Source organism: Enterococcus larvae, assembly GCF_017830045.1.
GTDB classification, from domain to species: domain Bacteria; phylum Bacillota; class Bacilli; order Lactobacillales; family Enterococcaceae; genus Enterococcus_L; species Enterococcus_L larvae.
This window is the reverse complement of record NZ_JAEDXU010000001.1, coordinates 240,028-255,909: the sequence shown is the minus strand read 5'-3', so window position 1 is coordinate 255,909 and position 15,882 is coordinate 240,028. Positions and strand designations below refer to the sequence as shown.

Genomic DNA, 15,882 nt, shown 5'->3' with positions numbered 1-15,882 from the left:
CAGCTTGTTTGCGCTTGCTTGAAAAGGCTGACCGTTGTTTTGAAGCAACAAAAAAAGCCTGACCGAAGTCAGGCTAAAAAGTTTAAGTTTAATTAAGCTTTGTTAACGTTAGTAGCTTGTGGTCCGCGTTGTCCGTCTTCGATGTCGAAAGTAACTGCTTGACCTTCTTCTAAAGTTTTGAATCCGTCGCCTTGGATAGCTGAGAAATGTACGAAAACGTCGTTTCCGTTTTCAGCAGTGATAAATCCAAAACCTTTGTCTGAGTTAAACCATTTTACTGTACCTGTTTCCATGATAGAAAATCCTCCTTATGTTTCAAAAAATTATTTTGCAATTACTTGAAAGGTGAAAATGTGGAGGATGTTTACTATATCAATGAAACAACTACACATATATTACCGAACAAAAACTACATTTATTACTATAACATACATTTTTCCATTTGCATAGCAAATAGACCAATTATTAAATTTTTCATTAGTGTAAAATTATTTTATTTCTATCAAATTATTATATGGTATACTATTGTTACATTAAGCATTTGAATATGAAAGCGAAACAGTGAGTAACTTGAAGAAATCTATTCCGAAGGCGCAGTCTTGGAGCTGCATAGATTTGAAAGTAGGAAGGGTTCAAATTGTTTAGGTGAGAGTCATTCGCTGAACGCTAATAGATAGTAGTTTTGCCCTGAGTTTCTAGCTAACAAAGTATTGAATGAACTTAATAATAAAAAGTACCCGCAACGCTTGAGAAAGTGTTGCGGGTACGTCTAATTTTCAGGAGAAAAACCGCTAATTTCGCTTTAGAGCTAACGATTTGAAAATAAGATTGGCTCCACCGATGATAAAAGTAAGCATCAGGATATAAGAAAACAGCGAAGTTCTTGATAAACGGATATGAACAGTAGTGACGATGCTGACAAGAATAAGAAGCACACCGATTATTGCCAAAATCTTTCCAACAACTGATTTAGTATTATTGAAAATCATAACAATACCAATAACTAAAGGGAGGACCGTCCAGCCATTGGAAATCCATATTCCCCCAATTCTAAACATACCGTAACTGAACCATGAAGAACTGACCGTCAGCTGATTGAAAAATAGAAACAGACCGATCCCCAATAGGCCGATTCCAATAAAAAAGTTTGGAGGCTTTGGACCTTTTCTATTATAGTTTTTTGAATTATTCATTTCATTACTCCTTTCATCGTTTGATAGTAAAGTTCAATTAAAATGCGGGCAGCCTTTCAGTGCCCACAAAACAACCTTTTCCCTTTTACTTCATATGAACTATCAAACTATTATCTATTACTTTATCATAAGGAATGAAGTTTTTGAAGAAGCAATCCTGTGAAAAACAGAAGAGCCTCTAGCAGATAGATCAGTTAATCTGCTAGAGGCTCTTCTGTTTTTGTTATTGCTAGAACATACTAGTATCTCAAAATCCCTGTTAGTGATTTTTCATCTGGTGCAGCTTGCTGATTAAGGACAAACACTTTGCCGCCGGTTTGGATCACTGCATAAGCTGTATTATTCAACAGCTTTCTGCGATCAAACTCTTCAGAAGACATTTCAGTAGTCTCGTTGACAAAATTTTCTGTCGCAATAAAGAAGTGAGATAGGCGTCCTTCTTTAGCAGCTGGAACAATGTCAACCAGTTGATCGACAAATTTTTTATCTAAAAGCTCATTATAGGAGCCTGTTTCCAACGTTTCCAGTTCCTGACTGATTTTTTCAGCCCCAGCCTTGATTTCTTTGATTGATGCCTGAGCAGGAGATGCTGAAACCGCTGCTCGAGTGTCTAAATAAGGGTTTTTGGCAATTTTTTTGAATACTGTCTGATTCTCTGGCAGTGCATATAAGAAAATCGGCAGCTTTTCAGGATTTTCAAATGTGTCTTTGAAATAAGCATCAATGGCTTGATAGTAATTGACCCAGTCGATTTCTACCTCTTCATCTTTTGTACTTACGCCGTGATAGGTCACACCTTCTTTTCCTGAACCGTTATAGCCTGATCCGGAACCTGTTGAATAATTTAGGTTGCCGCCAGTCAGTTCATCACCGAGCGTACCAACTAAATCCGTTGGAGCATCCTCAGGCAGATCAACCGCTGTAACGTCTGAGCCTTTGACAAGATATAAGGCCATGGAATCTCTATTGAGTGCTAGGAGATAATAGTCATAGGTAAACTGCTGATCCTTGATAATACCAAGTAAGTAAGGCTTTTTACCAACGTAATATTGATCATCCACTGGCACATTCAATCTATATAAGAAAGTTTCTTCTTTCGTGAAAATGATAGTGATACTCTTTGTGGTGCTTCTCCAAAATGAAGCGTCTGCTTCCAGTTCGTTGATCTTTTTCTGAAATGGTGCCCAATCAAAATCAGCGAATCGTTTTTCGAATCGTATTTTTGCTGCTTTTGCAAGATTTTTGAAAGCAAGAACATCTTTACTGATATCTTGATGAGCAACGTGAGTATTCAAAACAAACGTGACAAAAGGACCTTGAATTTCATCTGAGAGCAGTTCATTGAAACGAGTTTTTCCATTATCTGACATAATCAATTCCTCCTATAGTGAAACGTTTTCTATCTGTATAGCACCTGTTAAATCCATTTTCTTGTAAGGGGTTTCTTCGCCTGTAATAGGGAAGAAAAAATAAATGGTGCAGCTTATTTATTTAGCAGGATTTATATATAAAAAGTGTAGCACAAGGATGGGAATGTTTAAAATGATATGATCCGCAGGAAAAAGGGAAGAAACGAGGTTTTCTCATGGAAATTTTAATAAATACATAGAGCTTCCTCATGTTTGCTGTTTCAATCTGTAATAAAATGGGTGTATGCCAATTATCCCGAATTGGTTTTTCATACTTACTCCTACCAAGAGTAAATAACAACCTTCATTTCCACCACATTACCCGATGTGGTGGTTTTTTTATGTCTTTAAATCGTTGATATATAAAGGATTATTATGTATTTGGTTGTTGTCTTATTTTTCTGATTTGTTCAATTTTTGACTACGTTCCACAAATGTTCCACAGTTTTATCATAAATCGTCCATGATTTGACCGAATAAATCCGCTGTTTCTGTCTCTTTATTCTCAAGGATATGGGTATAAGTATCCAATGTGGTGCTTATTTTTTTATGTCCAAGTCGTGCAGATACATATTTTATATTTGCGTCAGCCTCTAATAAGAAAGTAGCATGGGTATGGCGCAATCCGTGGATAGTAATATTTCGAACACCTGCCGCTTGAATGATTCTATTGAAGGAATAACGTGCATTGACCGGACTATAGGGATTACCATATTCATTCATGAAGAGATAATCAATCGGTTTGTCAAATGGCGTCTGAAATTTTAGTTCTTCAAGAATAGCTTTCGTATTTTGATCAATGACAATTTTTCGATTAGATGAAAAAGTCTTTGTTGTTCCGATGCCTGTGGCGCCTCTGGATTTGTTCACATCAATCATTCTACGAGATAGGTCTACATCTATCCAAGTAAGCCCCAAAGCCTCACCAAGGCGCAAGCCAGTGCTTAAAATGAGAGTGAACAAAGCTTTAGAAATAATTTCTTCATTTTGGAGCTCAACATTGAACTTTTTCAGTTCTTCCTTGGTAAAAGCTTTTATCTCTTTTTCAGGTTGAGGGATTTTGATGCCAGTCATTCTATTTTTATCCAGTTTGTCGTGCTCAACTGCAGCATTAGTCATGGTCATAAATCTACGGTGGAAGAGACGTACTGTAGCTGGTTTATATTTTTTCAACAAAGGTTTAAGGAAATTTTCTTTATATTTTACTTTATCTAACTCTGAATACTTCATTTTTCCCAACATGGGCAGGATAGCTTGTTTAAGAGCTTGTTGAGTATTTTTCAATGTATTTGGTGACCAGGTGTTTTGGTAGAAATCTACCCAGGTATCAGCCCAATCTTTTATGAGCAAATTTTTACTATCAAGAAGACTTTTGTTCCCGTTTTCTATTTCATTGATTACATTAACTAGTTTTTGATAAGCCTTTTTCTCCGAGACGATTCCACTCTCAAATGCTTCGATTCTTTGACCCATAGAATTATAGTATGGGTAACGATAACCCCACGCAACACCTGATTTCTTTTTGTAAGAAAAAACGTGTTTAAATCTCTCTGACCATTGTTTTTGTCTCAAGTTGTTCACACTCCCATTTTCTGTTAAAATAGGCATAGTTAAATAGGCCTACTTAGGTTTTATTTTCAGTAGCACATCCTCGTTCTTGATCGGGCGGGGGATGTGTTTTTAATTAAAATAGAATCATTGCTAAAATTACGATAATTATTAGAATGACAAATGGAGCAGTGCACCCTGAGGTCATATTTTCCCCAGTTTTTTGCATACTGTTTCCCGCATTATTCATTGTGTTTCCCGTCTTTTCTAAAAACTTTCCTGTCTTTGCCCAACCGCTATTTTGATATGCCTTCAAAGCTTCTTGATATTCAACAGAATCTGTATAGATTATCTTTTGTCCGCAGTTTGGGCAGAAACTTTCTCGATTTACCAAACTGTGATTACATTTCGGACAATAGAATTCTTGACCCTCCATTTAATAACCTCATTTCATGTGATATAATTATTTTACATAATACTCATGAAAATGAGGACATCGGGCTGATCAGCGCAGCAACACTGGTTAGCCTATTTTTTTATTCAAAAATATCGAGTGCGTTCTTTTCTTCCTTCCAATCTGCCAAGAGCTTTTGTTTAGAATAAGATGTTTCTGAGCCACAATGAGGGCAATATCGAAATCCGCCGTCCAAATATCCTCCACATCCATATTGAATCCTTTCGTGTATGGGTCTCTCTGTCCAATTTCCATGGTGGTCTTCTTCAAATTTATCTTTTTCTGAGCCGAGACACTCATTATGAATTCGAATAGAACACATTGGACAGTAATTGAACTTATCTTCGAGACTTTCATATTCACATCTTGGACATTTTAACGGAGTCCTATTTTCGTTTGTTTCTATTCTGGTGTATTCCACTTTATCTCCTCCAAATTCTCTAAATACAGAATAGCTATTTAAATCTATATTAAATATAGAAGATTCCCCGCAATAGGGGCAATAGTGCCCAAGCTCAGTATGGAATTCTCCATTGCATGTATCGCAGTGACAAAGAGTTTTGTATCGAAGCTGTATATCTGATAAGTATCGAACCGGTTGATTTGACTTTGATCCTAATCTATATAGTATGCTTTCCAAATTTTTTTTGTCCATCTCTAGGCTTGACATTCTCACTTGAGCCGCAGTATACGTTAGTCCGAAAAAATATTGTAGGGACAAAGTAGAATTCGAATGGAACAAGGTAGCTACTGGAGTTGGGGAAAGGATGTTTCTAGCAAAACAGTTTGCTTCTCGTTCGAGAGATTCATGTTCTTTTGAATAAGGTACGAGCGAGTTATATCTGAGTTCTGTCTCTTCAAAATCTTCTAAGTGACTAAGAAAAAAATGGCCAAATTCATGAGCCAAAGTAAATCTAACTAAACCTTTGGGCAAAGTGTCATTGTATGAGATGATATATTTATCTTCTGGACTTAAGTATATGTATCCAAGTTGAGACTTAAAAGCCATCCCTATAACTTCTACACTAACGTTATTTTTTTTTGCTAATGTAGAATATTTTTTCAACTTGATTCCAAATTTTTTGCAAACTTTAACCATATCAACAGGGAAATCTTGAATTTCTTCTTTAGTTAGAAAAAGTAAGGCTCTGGAAGTGGATCTAGAATATCGAGCTTTACTAGGGAGTTTAGTCGTCATCTTCATCATCTTCTTGCATTTGGAGTAAAAGTTTTTCAAATAAATCTTGTTTTTCTTCATCAAGTTGATCAAAGCCTCGCCCTATGGCTCTGCCTTTAGGAGAAATAGGTTGGATACTCTTTTTTAAGTCCTCAAGACTAACGACCGTAGAAAATTTTGACTCAGATTCATTTCCATAAGTAAAACCATTTTTTGCGTACCGTGGATCGATTTCTGATCTATCTACATTGAATTTTTCTGAAATAATATTCAAATTCTCTTCAGTGATTGTTGACCGTTTTGCAAAATATCCAGATAGTGTGGATGGAGGAATTCCGGTGATATCAGAAATTTGAGCTTGGGTTTTCCCTCGAGTGACCTTTTTTAAATTGTTAGATATAATTTCGCGAAGGCCGATTTCGAATTCTGTTAATGGTGATCTTCCCATGTTATTTTCACTCCTTACAAATTATGTATACATTCTATATGATAACGAGTTTTCTCGTCTTTTTCAAGAAGTAAATATTTAAAGAACACTGTTTTTTATTCAAAATAACGAGATAAATCGTTGACATAACGAGTAAACTCGTTATATTATGGATATAAGGAAAGGAGGAAGAGCAGTGAGTAAAAAAATTTCTTTAAAGGCAGCTAGGTTACTTGTCGGTCTATCGCAAAAAGATGCAGCAAATAAATTCGGTGTACATTATCAAACATTGGCTAGCTGGGAGGAAAATCCGAAGAAGATGAAACGAGAATATTTAGAACTTTTACCAGAAGTATATTTCATTTCAGAAGACTCCATTTTTTTTGGAGACGAAAACGAGTTTAATCGTTATTATCGAAAAAGAACATGTTGATATTTCTTTAAATAACGCGGAGATTATTTCATTAAATTAAAGGAGGAAATTTAAAATGAAAGATATTCAAAAATTTAGTAACGATTTATTTTCAATTGCAGTACAAATGTCAGATGGAGAATTTTTGTTTGATGTTGAATCAGTGGTAAAAAGCTTAGGGTTTACCAAAACTGAAATAAAAAATGGGAAGCAATACACGAGTATTCGGTGGGATCGTGTAAACAGTTACCTTCGACCACAAGTGGGCGAAACTAAAATTAGCTCGGGTGATTATATCAGTGAGTCAATGGTATACAAATTAGCATTCAAAGCCGGCAATGCAACAGCAGAAGAATTTCAAGATTGGTTAGCAGTCGATGTGTTACCACAAATTAGAAAAACTGGGTCGTACAAATCATCACAGCCCAAGCATCAGGATGATCTTGCCATCAAACGTATGAATGCAGAGGCACGCTTGAAAAATGCAAATGCTCGACAAGCGAAATTGCTTGAGGAGCTTTCTAGAAATGCTACTACAGATGTAAATAAATCTTTACTTCAAAATAAAGCTGTAGAAATATTGACCGGTGAGAAGCTGCTGGAAATGCCTAAATTAAAACAGAAGTTATTCGATTGTGAGCAAATTGCGAAAATATTAGGTGTTCTATCAAAAAAGGGAAAACCACATGGTACTGCAGTTAGTCAACTGATCAATACTTATATAGATATTTCGGAAGAAGAATTTGAAATTTTACCTGAGTCAGTTGGTGGTTGGAGCGGGTCAGTGACTAAATATACAGAATCTGTATTGGACAAAGTTAGAACTTGGTTAGAGGATCAAAATTATCCATCTAAAATTCAAGGGTCAAACAAAAAATATCATGTTCAATATGGCATGTAGGAGGCTATACACATGAAAAAGAAACATCCATATCAAAGAGGATACAGAAAAAACACTGCTTTAATAACAGGAGAAGAAGCAGGTTGGTGCACCGGGTGGGGAATTGACGGATCATTCGTTTCTAGTTGTGGAGAAATTACATCTGGCCTTTTATATTCAGGCGGGCAACTCAAATCTGTCATTGTTAATCCCTTGTTAGATAAGACTTCAACAGAAGATAAGCCGGAATTTATATCAGAAAATATTTCTATAAAGGTTGAAACAAACATTGCAGAACTGCTTGATAAAACAGACTCACTTCATCGATTACTCGTAGAAGCCGAAGTTTTAATGGAAGAAATCGGTAAATTTAATTTGAAGGTAGATGTTGAAATTTAAGCTTCTGGGCTACGAAAGGAGAGCTGATCTATGAATGAGGAAGGCGCATTACAGAGGGCGCTATATGATCTGGTGTTCAAAATTCTCAATAAGATGCTTTCTGGAGCAATTGAAAATGAAGTTAAGCGTATAGAGTTGGAGCGTTATACCTGGGATCGTAAGGAACTGGCTCGTCAGTATTCCAGATCAGTTGATGCTGCTATAGAGGACTTCTTTTCAGATCCGAGAATGATTGCAATTGAACGAAGGAAGGCAAATGGTAAATGTTATTACAACGCTGAAAAGGCAAAAGAAATCTGTGATCAGATCATGGATGAATGGGAGGGATAGCGATTGTCATATACGACGGATCAAGAAAAACAAATTCTTCAATTAATCAAATGGAGGCGGAAGGCAATCCAAGAAGAACGCGACTTATTGAAAAAAGCTAAAGAGTTGACTGATTACAAAATAAAACAAGTCGCAGAAGAACTAGAGGAGCTCCGCCTTCTGGAAATAAAAAATAGGGAGATGATGATATGAAATACACAACAAGAATTATTTTGGCGGTGTCGATTGTTGCAATGACTATCATATGTGTTACTGAGTTCAAAAGTTTTCAGGTATTCATGATGTACGTATATCCGTTGATAGCTGGGTGGTTTATTGGTGAGTGTCTAAATATTCCAGAGGAAAAAGTCAGAATTAAGTGGAGAAATTTTAAAGATCGTGTAGCGATTGGGATTGTGAACTTTGCTAGTTTCTTGGCAGGAAGAAGGTAAAGGCGATGCTGACAGAAAAACAAAATAAATTAATCAGACAAGCGATTCAAGAAAAAGTGGTCAATCTTGAAATGCAAATCCGCTATGAAAATTCTAAGCCATTGAAAAATTGGGATGCTAAGCTATCCAAGCAGTTAACTGAGGACTGGGAGGAGTATCGACTGATTCATGAGGAACTTGTGAGAGTGGGGTGCTGATATGAAGATGTGGACAACCAAGGAAGTTCAATATGTTAAAAGGGTGGCTCTTTTAGCTGAGACCAACGAGGTGTTGAATATACCTGAAATGGCTAAGAAACTTGGGCGGACAAAAGAATCTGTTAAAAGCAAAATCTATGGATTACAGCGTGATGGAGATCTCCCTAAAGTCCAGCGTGAAAATGCTTTTGATAGCCATAAAAGACCATGGTCAGTAGCAGAGGATAAAAAGCTTATTGCACTCTATAAAAAAGGGGTTACTCATGAAGAGATCGGGAACAATTTGAATCGTACACCTTCCGGAGTTGCCAATAGGGTAAAACGATTGAACGACTCAAAGAAGCTATCGCGAAATAGAAGAAGCTGGAAAGCTAAAGAAAAAGCGATTCTTATTGAAAATGTGACTTTTGATGAAAATGGATTTGTCAATAACTACGACTATTTACAAAAAATTTGCAATAAAACATACCAACAAGTGGCTGGCAAAATCGGGCGACTTAGAAAAGATGGAGTCATTACCGTCCAATCTGACCGTACTAAAACGAGTGTTAAGTCTAAGCAAGCCATGAACCGATTCAATGATGCCAGATTCGCTCAATATAAAAAGAAGGAGAAGAAGCCAGCTATGGAAAATAAAGCACAGACTGATGTCCAAATCGAAACGCAATCTCAGATGATTCAGGTCATTATGACCACCGTTATCGCTGGATCAGAGAAGACTATCAATTTCTTTTCAACTGATGGGCAGCTACTTGCAATAAAAAAAGAGCCTGTATCGTTTGCAGACGACACAAGCCAAGAAATAAATAATAAGTTAGCTACATTGTAGCATAGAAAGGAAAAAACAGGAATATGGGAAAATTTAATTTTGATCAAAAAGACCAACAATCTCGTTTTAATACATTTACTCCGATTGAAATTACTAAGAGAGCTGGCGGAGGGCAACGCATTGAAAAGCCAATTGTGAGCCTAGGTAGTGGTCAGATTCGGTTCGGCTCATTTTTCAGTGAAGAACTACAGAAAAACCGTTATACACATGCTCGATTTATGTTGTCAAAAAACATGCTAGCGATGCAGTTTCTTACTGAAGAGGTGCCAGATTCTCTCAAACTGAGAAGTACGACCAAAAGCACAGCGCTAACGGCATCTTTTACTAGTGTTGCAAATTATTTAATGGAAGAAACTGATTTAGTCAACTTTAATGTTTACAATTACCAATTTGATATCAAGCATGATGAGAAAAATGTGTATTTCATTGAACTAGATCAGCCGTGGAGAAAAACGAAAAAGAAAAAATAATCAGGAGGAAATAACACTATGACTAAAACTATTAAAGGTTACAAAGTATTCCATCCAGACTGGACTTGTCGCCATTTTAAGTATGAGGTTGGCAAAACATATACACACAATGGAAACATCGGGCTATGTGAAGAAGGTTTTCATTTCTGCGAAAAGTTATCAGATTGCTTCAATTACTACTCTTTCGATCCTGATAACAAGGTGGCTGAAATTGAAGCGATCGGAAATGTTCAATCTCGCGATGATAAATCAGTAACAGATGAAATCCGCATTGTAAAAGAAATTACGTGGGAAGAAATGCTGACTATGGTCAATCAAGGGAAAGGAAATAGTGGCCTCTGCAACACAGGCAACTGGAACACAGGCGACTGGAACACAGGCGACTGGAACACAGGCGACTGGAACACAGGCGACTGGAACACAGGCGACTGGAACACAGGCAACTGGAACACAGGCAACTGGAACACAGGCAACCGGAACACAGGCGACTGGAACACAGGCGACTGGAACACAGGCGACTGGAACACAGGCAACTGGAACACAGGCGACTGGAACACAGGCAACCGGAACACAGGCAACTGGAACACAGGCAACCGGAACACAGGCGACTGGAACACAGGCAACTGGAACACAGGCGACTGGAACACAGGCAACCGGAACACAGGCGACTGGAACCTGTCAGACCGTAATGCTGGTTGCTTTAACACTGTTTCCCACAATCCTATGTTCTTTGACAAAGAATCAGATATCACATGGGAAGATTGGTATTGGCATGATGGACGAAGAGTTTTAGAAAGATTCTATTATTCTCCCATTGAGTGGATTTGGGATGACGACATGAGTGACGAAGAAAAAGAACAAAATCCAACGTACAAAACAACTGGTGGCTACCTAAAACGTAATGAACAGACATATCGTGAAGCATTTCAGGACTATTGGAACAAGCTATCAACGGATGATAAAGCTGCTATATTAACTATTCCGAATTTCGATGCCGTTAAGTTTGAGAAAATCACTGGAGTAGATGTTCATGCGAAATCAGAAAATATAGAGTTGGAGGACTAGCTATGTCGTCAATAAAAATAAACAAACTTGAAATCGAAAACGTGAAACGTGTGAAGGCGGTCAAAATTGAGCCGTCAGCCAGCGGTCTAACAATTGTGGGCGGAAATAATAACCAAGGGAAAACCAGCGTCTTGGATGCAATCGCTTGGGCTTTGGGAGGGAATAAGCACCGACCAAGTGAACCGCATCGGGAAGGATCAGCAGTGCCACCACATTTGCATATAGTAATGAGCAATGGGCTTGTTGTGGAGCGTCATGGAAAAAATAGCGATTTGAAAGTGCTTGATCCAGAAGGGAACAAGGGTGGCCAGCAACTACTAAATAGCTTTGTGGAAGAGTTGGCCATTGATCTGCCCAAGTTCATGGAATCAACTGGGAAAGAGAAAGCTCAAACACTACTGCAGATCATCGGGGTAGGTGACCAGCTGGCAAAAATCGAATATGAGGAACAGCAGATTTACAACCAGCGGCATGCTATTGGCCAGATCGCTGACCAGAAAGATAAATTTGCCAAGGAGCAAGACTATTACCCGGATGCACCTAAAGAGCTTGTTTCTGTATCTGAATTGATTCAGCAGCAACAACAGGTTTTAGCACGTAACGGTGAAAACCAGCAAAAGCGGCTGCAGCTAACCCAAATTGAAGACAGATTTAGACAGGAAGAGGTCAACATTGATCTTCTAAATAAGCAAATTAATGATATGCAAATAAAGTTGGCAGAAGCGAAGACAGCCCACGAAAAAACCAGATCAGATTTAGTTGTTGCTGAACAGTCAGCTACAAGTCTTCAAGATGAATCAACAGCAGAGCTTGAAAAAAATATCGCTGAAATTGATGAAATCAATCGCAAAGTGAGAACCAACCTTGATAAAGATAAGGCTGAAGAGGATGCTGCGCAATACAGAGAGCAATATGACATGCTATCCGGCCAGATTGAAGAGTTACGAAAACAAAAGATTGAATTGCTGAACAAAGCTGACCTTCCACTGCCAGGGCTATCAGTTACTGAAGGAGAATTGATTTACAACGGTCAACGATGGGACAACATGTCTGGATCGGATCAACTGAAAGTATCAACAGCGATTGTGCGGAAGCTAAAACCTCAATGTGGCTTTATCTTACTGGATAAGCTGGAACAGATGGATATGCCTACACTGAATGAGTTTGGTCAATGGTTGGAACAGGAAGGCTTGCAGGCAATTGCAACGCGGGTAAGTACCGGAGAAGAATGTTCCATCATTATTGAGGATGGATATGTTGCTGGTGAGACTCCACAACATAATAATACTACATGGGAAGAAGGGAAGTTTTAATTATGTATAAACTGGCAAGAGCATTTTTAAAAGAGTTGCAAGAAATAAATCAAAGTCTCAAGGTAATTGCTTACCCTGAGAAATCAATGATGATGAAACAAATTGAAGAAATGCGTGAAAAAAAGAAACTAAAAAAAAATAATCAAACTAAGTAGTTTTTATCATCTGTTTCATAGACTTTCTTTAATTCGCTTAACAACTGTTCATGAGTATTTTTAAAATTCTCTGCTGCATCTTGAAATGTCCAGATTGTATCGACATTTTTTTCAAGCGAAAGAAGAGTCAGCTCATGAGCGACATCATTTAATGTTTTAGACAATAGTATCACCTCCTGCAATTTATTATACACGAAAGGATGGAATAAATTTTAATGAATATTACTAAAGGAAGAGTAGCAAAAGCTCAGAAAGTAGTCGTTTATGGACCTGAAGGGATCGGAAAATCAACCTTTGCGGCTCAATTTCCAGACCCATTGTTTATTGATACGGAAGGCAGTACGAGCAACATGGATGTAGCCAGATTTGATAAGCCAACTAGCTGGACGATGCTTCTACAACAAGTAGATTATGTAAAAATGAATCGGCCTTGTCAGACATTGGTAATTGATACAGCGGACTGGGCAGAAGAACTCTGCAAGAACTATCTAATGAGTGCAAACGGTTGGCAAGCGATTGATGCCACAGGATACGGTGTCCGGTATGTCGCTTTGGCTACAGAGTGGGGGCGGCTGCTCAATAAATTATCTGATTTAGTAGAAGCTGGAATTAATGTGGTATTGACAGCGCACGCTCAAATTAGAAAATTTGATCAACCAGATGAGCTTGGTTCTTATGATCGGTGGGAATTGAAGCTTGAAAAGAAAAATGCACCATTGGCAAAAGAATGGGCGGACATGGTTTTGTTCTGTAATTATAAAACGATAGTAATTGCTGATGGTCAGGACGGTAAAAAGAAGGCTCAAGGCGGGAAACGAGTTATTTATACAACTCATCATCCGGCTTGGGATGCAAAGAATCGTTTTGAACTACCAGATCAATTAGACATGGATTTTAATTTGATTGCAGGCATTTTCCAGATTAAACAACCGCCATTAACTCCAGAACCTACGCCTACGCCAGAAGTTAGCCAACCTTTAGATGCTTCTCAAGTAGCAGATGGATCACAGCAGCCTGTGAGCGAGCCAGTTGCAGATATCGAACCACCAAAAGAAAACCTTGCTAGGGAAGAGCCAGACTTTTCGGGGATCCCAACAGGACTTTCTGACTTGATGAAATTACACAATGTTTTACCTATTGAAATTCAACAGGCAGTTGGCAGCAAAGGCTACTATACAACAGATACACCCATTTCAAACTATGATCCCAGCTTTATTGATGGGGTACTCGTAGGAGCTTGGAATGACGTATATAAAATGATTGAGGACATTCGATCTACACAAAAATTTTAGGAGGAAAAAATAAATGCAAAACATGAATAATCAACCAGATCACGAATTAGGATGGGAAGACTCCATACAACAAGATGCACCTGATTATGTCCTTCTTACACCAGGAGACTACATTTTTGAGGTCACTAAATTCGAGAGAGGACGCTACACTCCAGGTCCCAATGCAAAAATGCCACCATGTAATGAAGCAAATCTTACGTTAAAAGTTGAATCACCTCAAGGTGAAGCGATAATCAGACACAGATTATTTCTTCATAGCTCTACAGAGGGAATGCTGTCAGCTTTCTTCTCCGCTATAGGATTGAAGAGAAAAGGAGAGCCAACTCAGATGAACTGGGGGGCTGTCCTCGGTGCTACGGGAGCTTGTAAGGTTAAAAATCGCGAATACAACGGCAATAAATACAACGAGGTTCAATCATTCTATGGTAAGGATGCATCTTACTACCAGGATAAACCTATGCCGGAAATTATTCAGCAGCTAAATCAAGCGGCAACTGGTTATCAACCGCCGCAACAAAATTACACACAGCCAGCAACTCAGCAAAACTATAGCCAACCTACGACACAAAAGCAACCGCCGCAACAGCAGGGCGGATTTACACCAGGGGCATTTTAGCCAGAAAGGACAAGGAACATGAGTAAAGAAATTGAATTAGATTTAGTAGAACTAGCAAATGGAGCCATCCAAGAAAAATTGGATGGAGAATTGGAAAAAATATTCAATAATATCCATGATCCGAATACCAAGGCCAAAGATAAACGTACAGTTACGATTAAGCTTGAATTTAAGCCAGATGATAACCGTCAAGTTGTTAATTTAAATAGTAGCTTTACAACAGCATTGGCTCCTGTCCGTGATTTTGATACTACTATTCTCACAGGAAAAGATTTTTCTACTGGTAAGGTTGCAGCTCGTGAATTGAAATCTGAGGTGCCAGGGCAAACATTTATCGATCCGACAGATGGCCAGCCTAAAACAGATGTTGGTGAGCCAATTGATGTGATTGAAAAAGAAGAAGCAGCAAAAGAAGCACAGCAACAACAAATCATAAACTTACAACAGAAAAGAGGATAAAAAATGGACTTAACTAGAGAAGCAATTTTGGAATTGAAAGAATCAGGGATCGCACCGGAGGATCGTCTTATTAGTTTTGATAATGATGAAAGATGGTTGGTTATTGATAACCGTGGCGAGGCTACTGAGATTACTCCTCGTGTCTATCATGCAAAAGAAACACTCACGATCAATACCTTAAGTGGGTTCGTCAATTATGTGAAATCTAAACTTGATCGAGAGGGCGATAAGCTGATTGTTCATGTGAAAAATGAAGATACAGTATATCTCAAAGGGCTTTTGGATATTGATGGAAGTCGAGAAGTATTGGCAAAGGCTTCTGCGATTGTACCGAATTTCCACTTTGATTATTTCCACGAAATGGAAGAATTCAACATTGCGTTACAGTCGAAATTTATCAGCCTGTTAGAAGAGGACGGAGATCCTGAGTTAAAAGATGACAGAGCGCTTTTATTACAAGTAGTTGGAAATGTAGCTGAGAAAAATGTAAAACAAGCTAGTGATGATGGTGTAAGTCAGGCAATCACAATCAATCAGGGGGTTGCCTCTCAAGCAAATGTTCAGGTTCCAAACCCTGTTTTATTGGCTCCATATCGAACATTTTTAGAAGTAGAACAGCCAGCAAGCCAGTTTGTATTCAGAATGAAAGACGGTCCTCGTGCTGCTATTTATGAAGCTGACGGTGGAGCATGGAGAAATCAGGCGATCGTTAACATCCGTGAATATTTACACGATGAGTTGAAAGAACAAATTGATGCAGGACGAATCACTTTAATAGCATAAATTGGAAGGGCGGTTTATCCGCCTTTTCCTAACTTGAAAGTAG

At 38.1% G+C, this 15,882-nt stretch carries 24 protein-coding genes and 1 pseudogene; 17 read left to right on the top strand and 8 right to left on the bottom strand.

The window, feature by feature from the left end:
* Positions 1-92: 92 nt before the first annotated feature.
* From I6N96_RS01280 to I6N96_RS01250, 7 genes are all read right to left on the bottom strand, one after another.
* Positions 93-293: a cold-shock protein gene (locus I6N96_RS01280; protein ID WP_086275065.1), complete on the bottom strand. Its 201-nt coding sequence runs from the start codon at positions 291-293 to the stop codon at positions 93-95.
* A gap of 498 nt (positions 294-791) precedes the next feature.
* Complete coding sequence (locus tag I6N96_RS01275) at positions 792-1,193, bottom strand: hypothetical protein (protein ID WP_209555687.1); 402 nt, start codon at positions 1,191-1,193, stop codon at positions 792-794.
* 239 nt (positions 1,194-1,432) lie between these two features.
* Entirely contained in the window at positions 1,433-2,563 is a 1,131-nt protein-coding gene (locus I6N96_RS01270) for a baeRF6 domain-containing protein (protein WP_209555686.1), read from the bottom strand.
* 489 nt (positions 2,564-3,052) lie between these two features.
* On the bottom strand, positions 3,053-4,174 hold the full coding sequence (locus I6N96_RS01265) for a tyrosine-type recombinase/integrase (protein ID WP_209555685.1): 1,122 nt from the start codon (positions 4,172-4,174) through the stop codon (positions 3,053-3,055).
* A gap of 112 nt (positions 4,175-4,286) precedes the next feature.
* Positions 4,287-4,586 carry a zinc-ribbon domain-containing protein gene (locus I6N96_RS01260; protein WP_209555684.1) on the bottom strand — a complete coding sequence of 100 codons (300 nt, stop codon included), beginning with the start codon at positions 4,584-4,586 and terminating at the stop codon, positions 4,287-4,289.
* A gap of 100 nt (positions 4,587-4,686) precedes the next feature.
* The gene (locus tag I6N96_RS01255) at positions 4,687-5,802 is read right to left on the bottom strand and encodes an ImmA/IrrE family metallo-endopeptidase (protein ID WP_209555683.1); all 1,116 of its coding nucleotides are present in this window, start codon (positions 5,800-5,802) and stop codon (positions 4,687-4,689) included.
* Complete coding sequence (locus tag I6N96_RS01250) at positions 5,792-6,229, bottom strand: helix-turn-helix domain-containing protein (RefSeq protein ID WP_209555682.1); 438 nt, start codon at positions 6,227-6,229, stop codon at positions 5,792-5,794. The genes I6N96_RS01255 and I6N96_RS01250 overlap by 11 nt, the downstream gene beginning before the upstream one ends.
* Before the next feature lie 175 nt (positions 6,230-6,404).
* Here I6N96_RS01250 and I6N96_RS01245 point away from each other — a divergent pair, with 175 nt between their 5' ends.
* From I6N96_RS01245 to I6N96_RS01190, 13 genes and pseudogenes are all read left to right on the top strand, one after another.
* Positions 6,405-6,641: a helix-turn-helix transcriptional regulator gene (locus I6N96_RS01245; protein ID WP_209555681.1), complete on the top strand. Its 237-nt coding sequence runs from the start codon at positions 6,405-6,407 to the stop codon at positions 6,639-6,641.
* 55 nt (positions 6,642-6,696) lie between these two features.
* A complete protein-coding gene (locus I6N96_RS01240; protein WP_209555680.1) occupies positions 6,697-7,521 on the top strand; it encodes a BRO-N domain-containing protein in 825 nt (274 codons plus the stop codon).
* Positions 7,522-7,533: 12 nt separating this feature from the next.
* Positions 7,534-7,899 carry a hypothetical protein gene (locus I6N96_RS01235; protein WP_209555679.1) on the top strand — a complete coding sequence of 122 codons (366 nt, stop codon included), beginning with the start codon at positions 7,534-7,536 and terminating at the stop codon, positions 7,897-7,899.
* 30 nt (positions 7,900-7,929) lie between these two features.
* Positions 7,930-8,229 (top strand): hypothetical protein, encoded by a 300-nt coding sequence (locus I6N96_RS01230; RefSeq protein ID WP_209555678.1) that lies wholly within the window; start codon positions 7,930-7,932, stop codon positions 8,227-8,229.
* A 3-nt stretch (positions 8,230-8,232) separates the two neighbouring features.
* Positions 8,233-8,421: a hypothetical protein gene (locus tag I6N96_RS01225; RefSeq protein ID WP_209555677.1), complete on the top strand. Its 189-nt coding sequence runs from the start codon at positions 8,233-8,235 to the stop codon at positions 8,419-8,421.
* Positions 8,418-8,660, top strand: coding sequence for a hypothetical protein (locus I6N96_RS01220; protein WP_209555676.1), 243 nt, complete (start codon positions 8,418-8,420; stop codon positions 8,658-8,660). The genes I6N96_RS01225 and I6N96_RS01220 overlap by 4 nt, the downstream gene beginning before the upstream one ends.
* 5 nt (positions 8,661-8,665) lie before the next feature.
* Entirely contained in the window at positions 8,666-8,857 is a 192-nt protein-coding gene (locus I6N96_RS01215) for a hypothetical protein (protein WP_209555675.1), read from the top strand.
* A 1-nt stretch (position 8,858) separates the two neighbouring features.
* Positions 8,859-9,686 (top strand): helix-turn-helix domain containing protein, encoded by an 828-nt coding sequence (locus tag I6N96_RS01210; RefSeq protein WP_209555674.1) that lies wholly within the window; start codon positions 8,859-8,861, stop codon positions 9,684-9,686.
* A 23-nt stretch (positions 9,687-9,709) separates the two neighbouring features.
* Positions 9,710-10,156: a hypothetical protein gene (locus I6N96_RS01205; protein WP_209555673.1), complete on the top strand. Its 447-nt coding sequence runs from the start codon at positions 9,710-9,712 to the stop codon at positions 10,154-10,156.
* 18 nt (positions 10,157-10,174) lie between these two features.
* Positions 10,175-10,726 (top strand): annotated as a pseudogene (locus I6N96_RS19970) (pentapeptide repeat-containing protein); the annotation flags it as partial.
* Positions 10,727-10,993: 267 nt separating this feature from the next.
* Positions 10,994-11,221: a hypothetical protein gene (locus tag I6N96_RS19675; RefSeq protein WP_245186798.1), complete on the top strand. Its 228-nt coding sequence runs from the start codon at positions 10,994-10,996 to the stop codon at positions 11,219-11,221.
* Between the two features lie 2 nt (positions 11,222-11,223).
* Positions 11,224-12,534 carry an AAA family ATPase gene (locus tag I6N96_RS01195; protein ID WP_209555671.1) on the top strand — a complete coding sequence of 437 codons (1,311 nt, stop codon included), beginning with the start codon at positions 11,224-11,226 and terminating at the stop codon, positions 12,532-12,534.
* 2 nt (positions 12,535-12,536) lie between these two features.
* Complete coding sequence (locus I6N96_RS01190) at positions 12,537-12,689, top strand: hypothetical protein (RefSeq protein WP_209555670.1); 153 nt, start codon at positions 12,537-12,539, stop codon at positions 12,687-12,689.
* Here the strand turns inward: I6N96_RS01190 and I6N96_RS01185 are convergent.
* Entirely contained in the window at positions 12,677-12,853 is a 177-nt protein-coding gene (locus I6N96_RS01185) for a hypothetical protein (protein WP_209555669.1), read from the bottom strand. The two genes, I6N96_RS01190 and I6N96_RS01185, sit on opposite strands and share 13 nt — an antisense overlap.
* Positions 12,854-12,904: 51 nt before the next feature.
* Here I6N96_RS01185 and I6N96_RS01180 point away from each other — a divergent pair, with 51 nt between their 5' ends.
* From I6N96_RS01180 to I6N96_RS01165, 4 genes are read left to right on the top strand one after another with little or no spacing between them, the layout of a single operon-like run.
* Complete coding sequence (locus I6N96_RS01180) at positions 12,905-13,981, top strand: ATP-binding protein (protein WP_209555668.1); 1,077 nt, start codon at positions 12,905-12,907, stop codon at positions 13,979-13,981.
* A gap of 13 nt (positions 13,982-13,994) precedes the next feature.
* A complete protein-coding gene (locus I6N96_RS01175; protein ID WP_209555667.1) occupies positions 13,995-14,597 on the top strand; it encodes a hypothetical protein in 603 nt (200 codons plus the stop codon).
* Positions 14,598-14,615: 18 nt separating this feature from the next.
* Positions 14,616-15,056: a replication terminator protein gene (locus I6N96_RS01170; protein ID WP_209555666.1), complete on the top strand. Its 441-nt coding sequence runs from the start codon at positions 14,616-14,618 to the stop codon at positions 15,054-15,056.
* Between the two features lie 3 nt (positions 15,057-15,059).
* Positions 15,060-15,839, top strand: coding sequence for a hypothetical protein (locus I6N96_RS01165; RefSeq protein WP_209555665.1), 780 nt, complete (start codon positions 15,060-15,062; stop codon positions 15,837-15,839).
* The last annotated feature ends 43 nt before the right edge of the window (positions 15,840-15,882 follow it).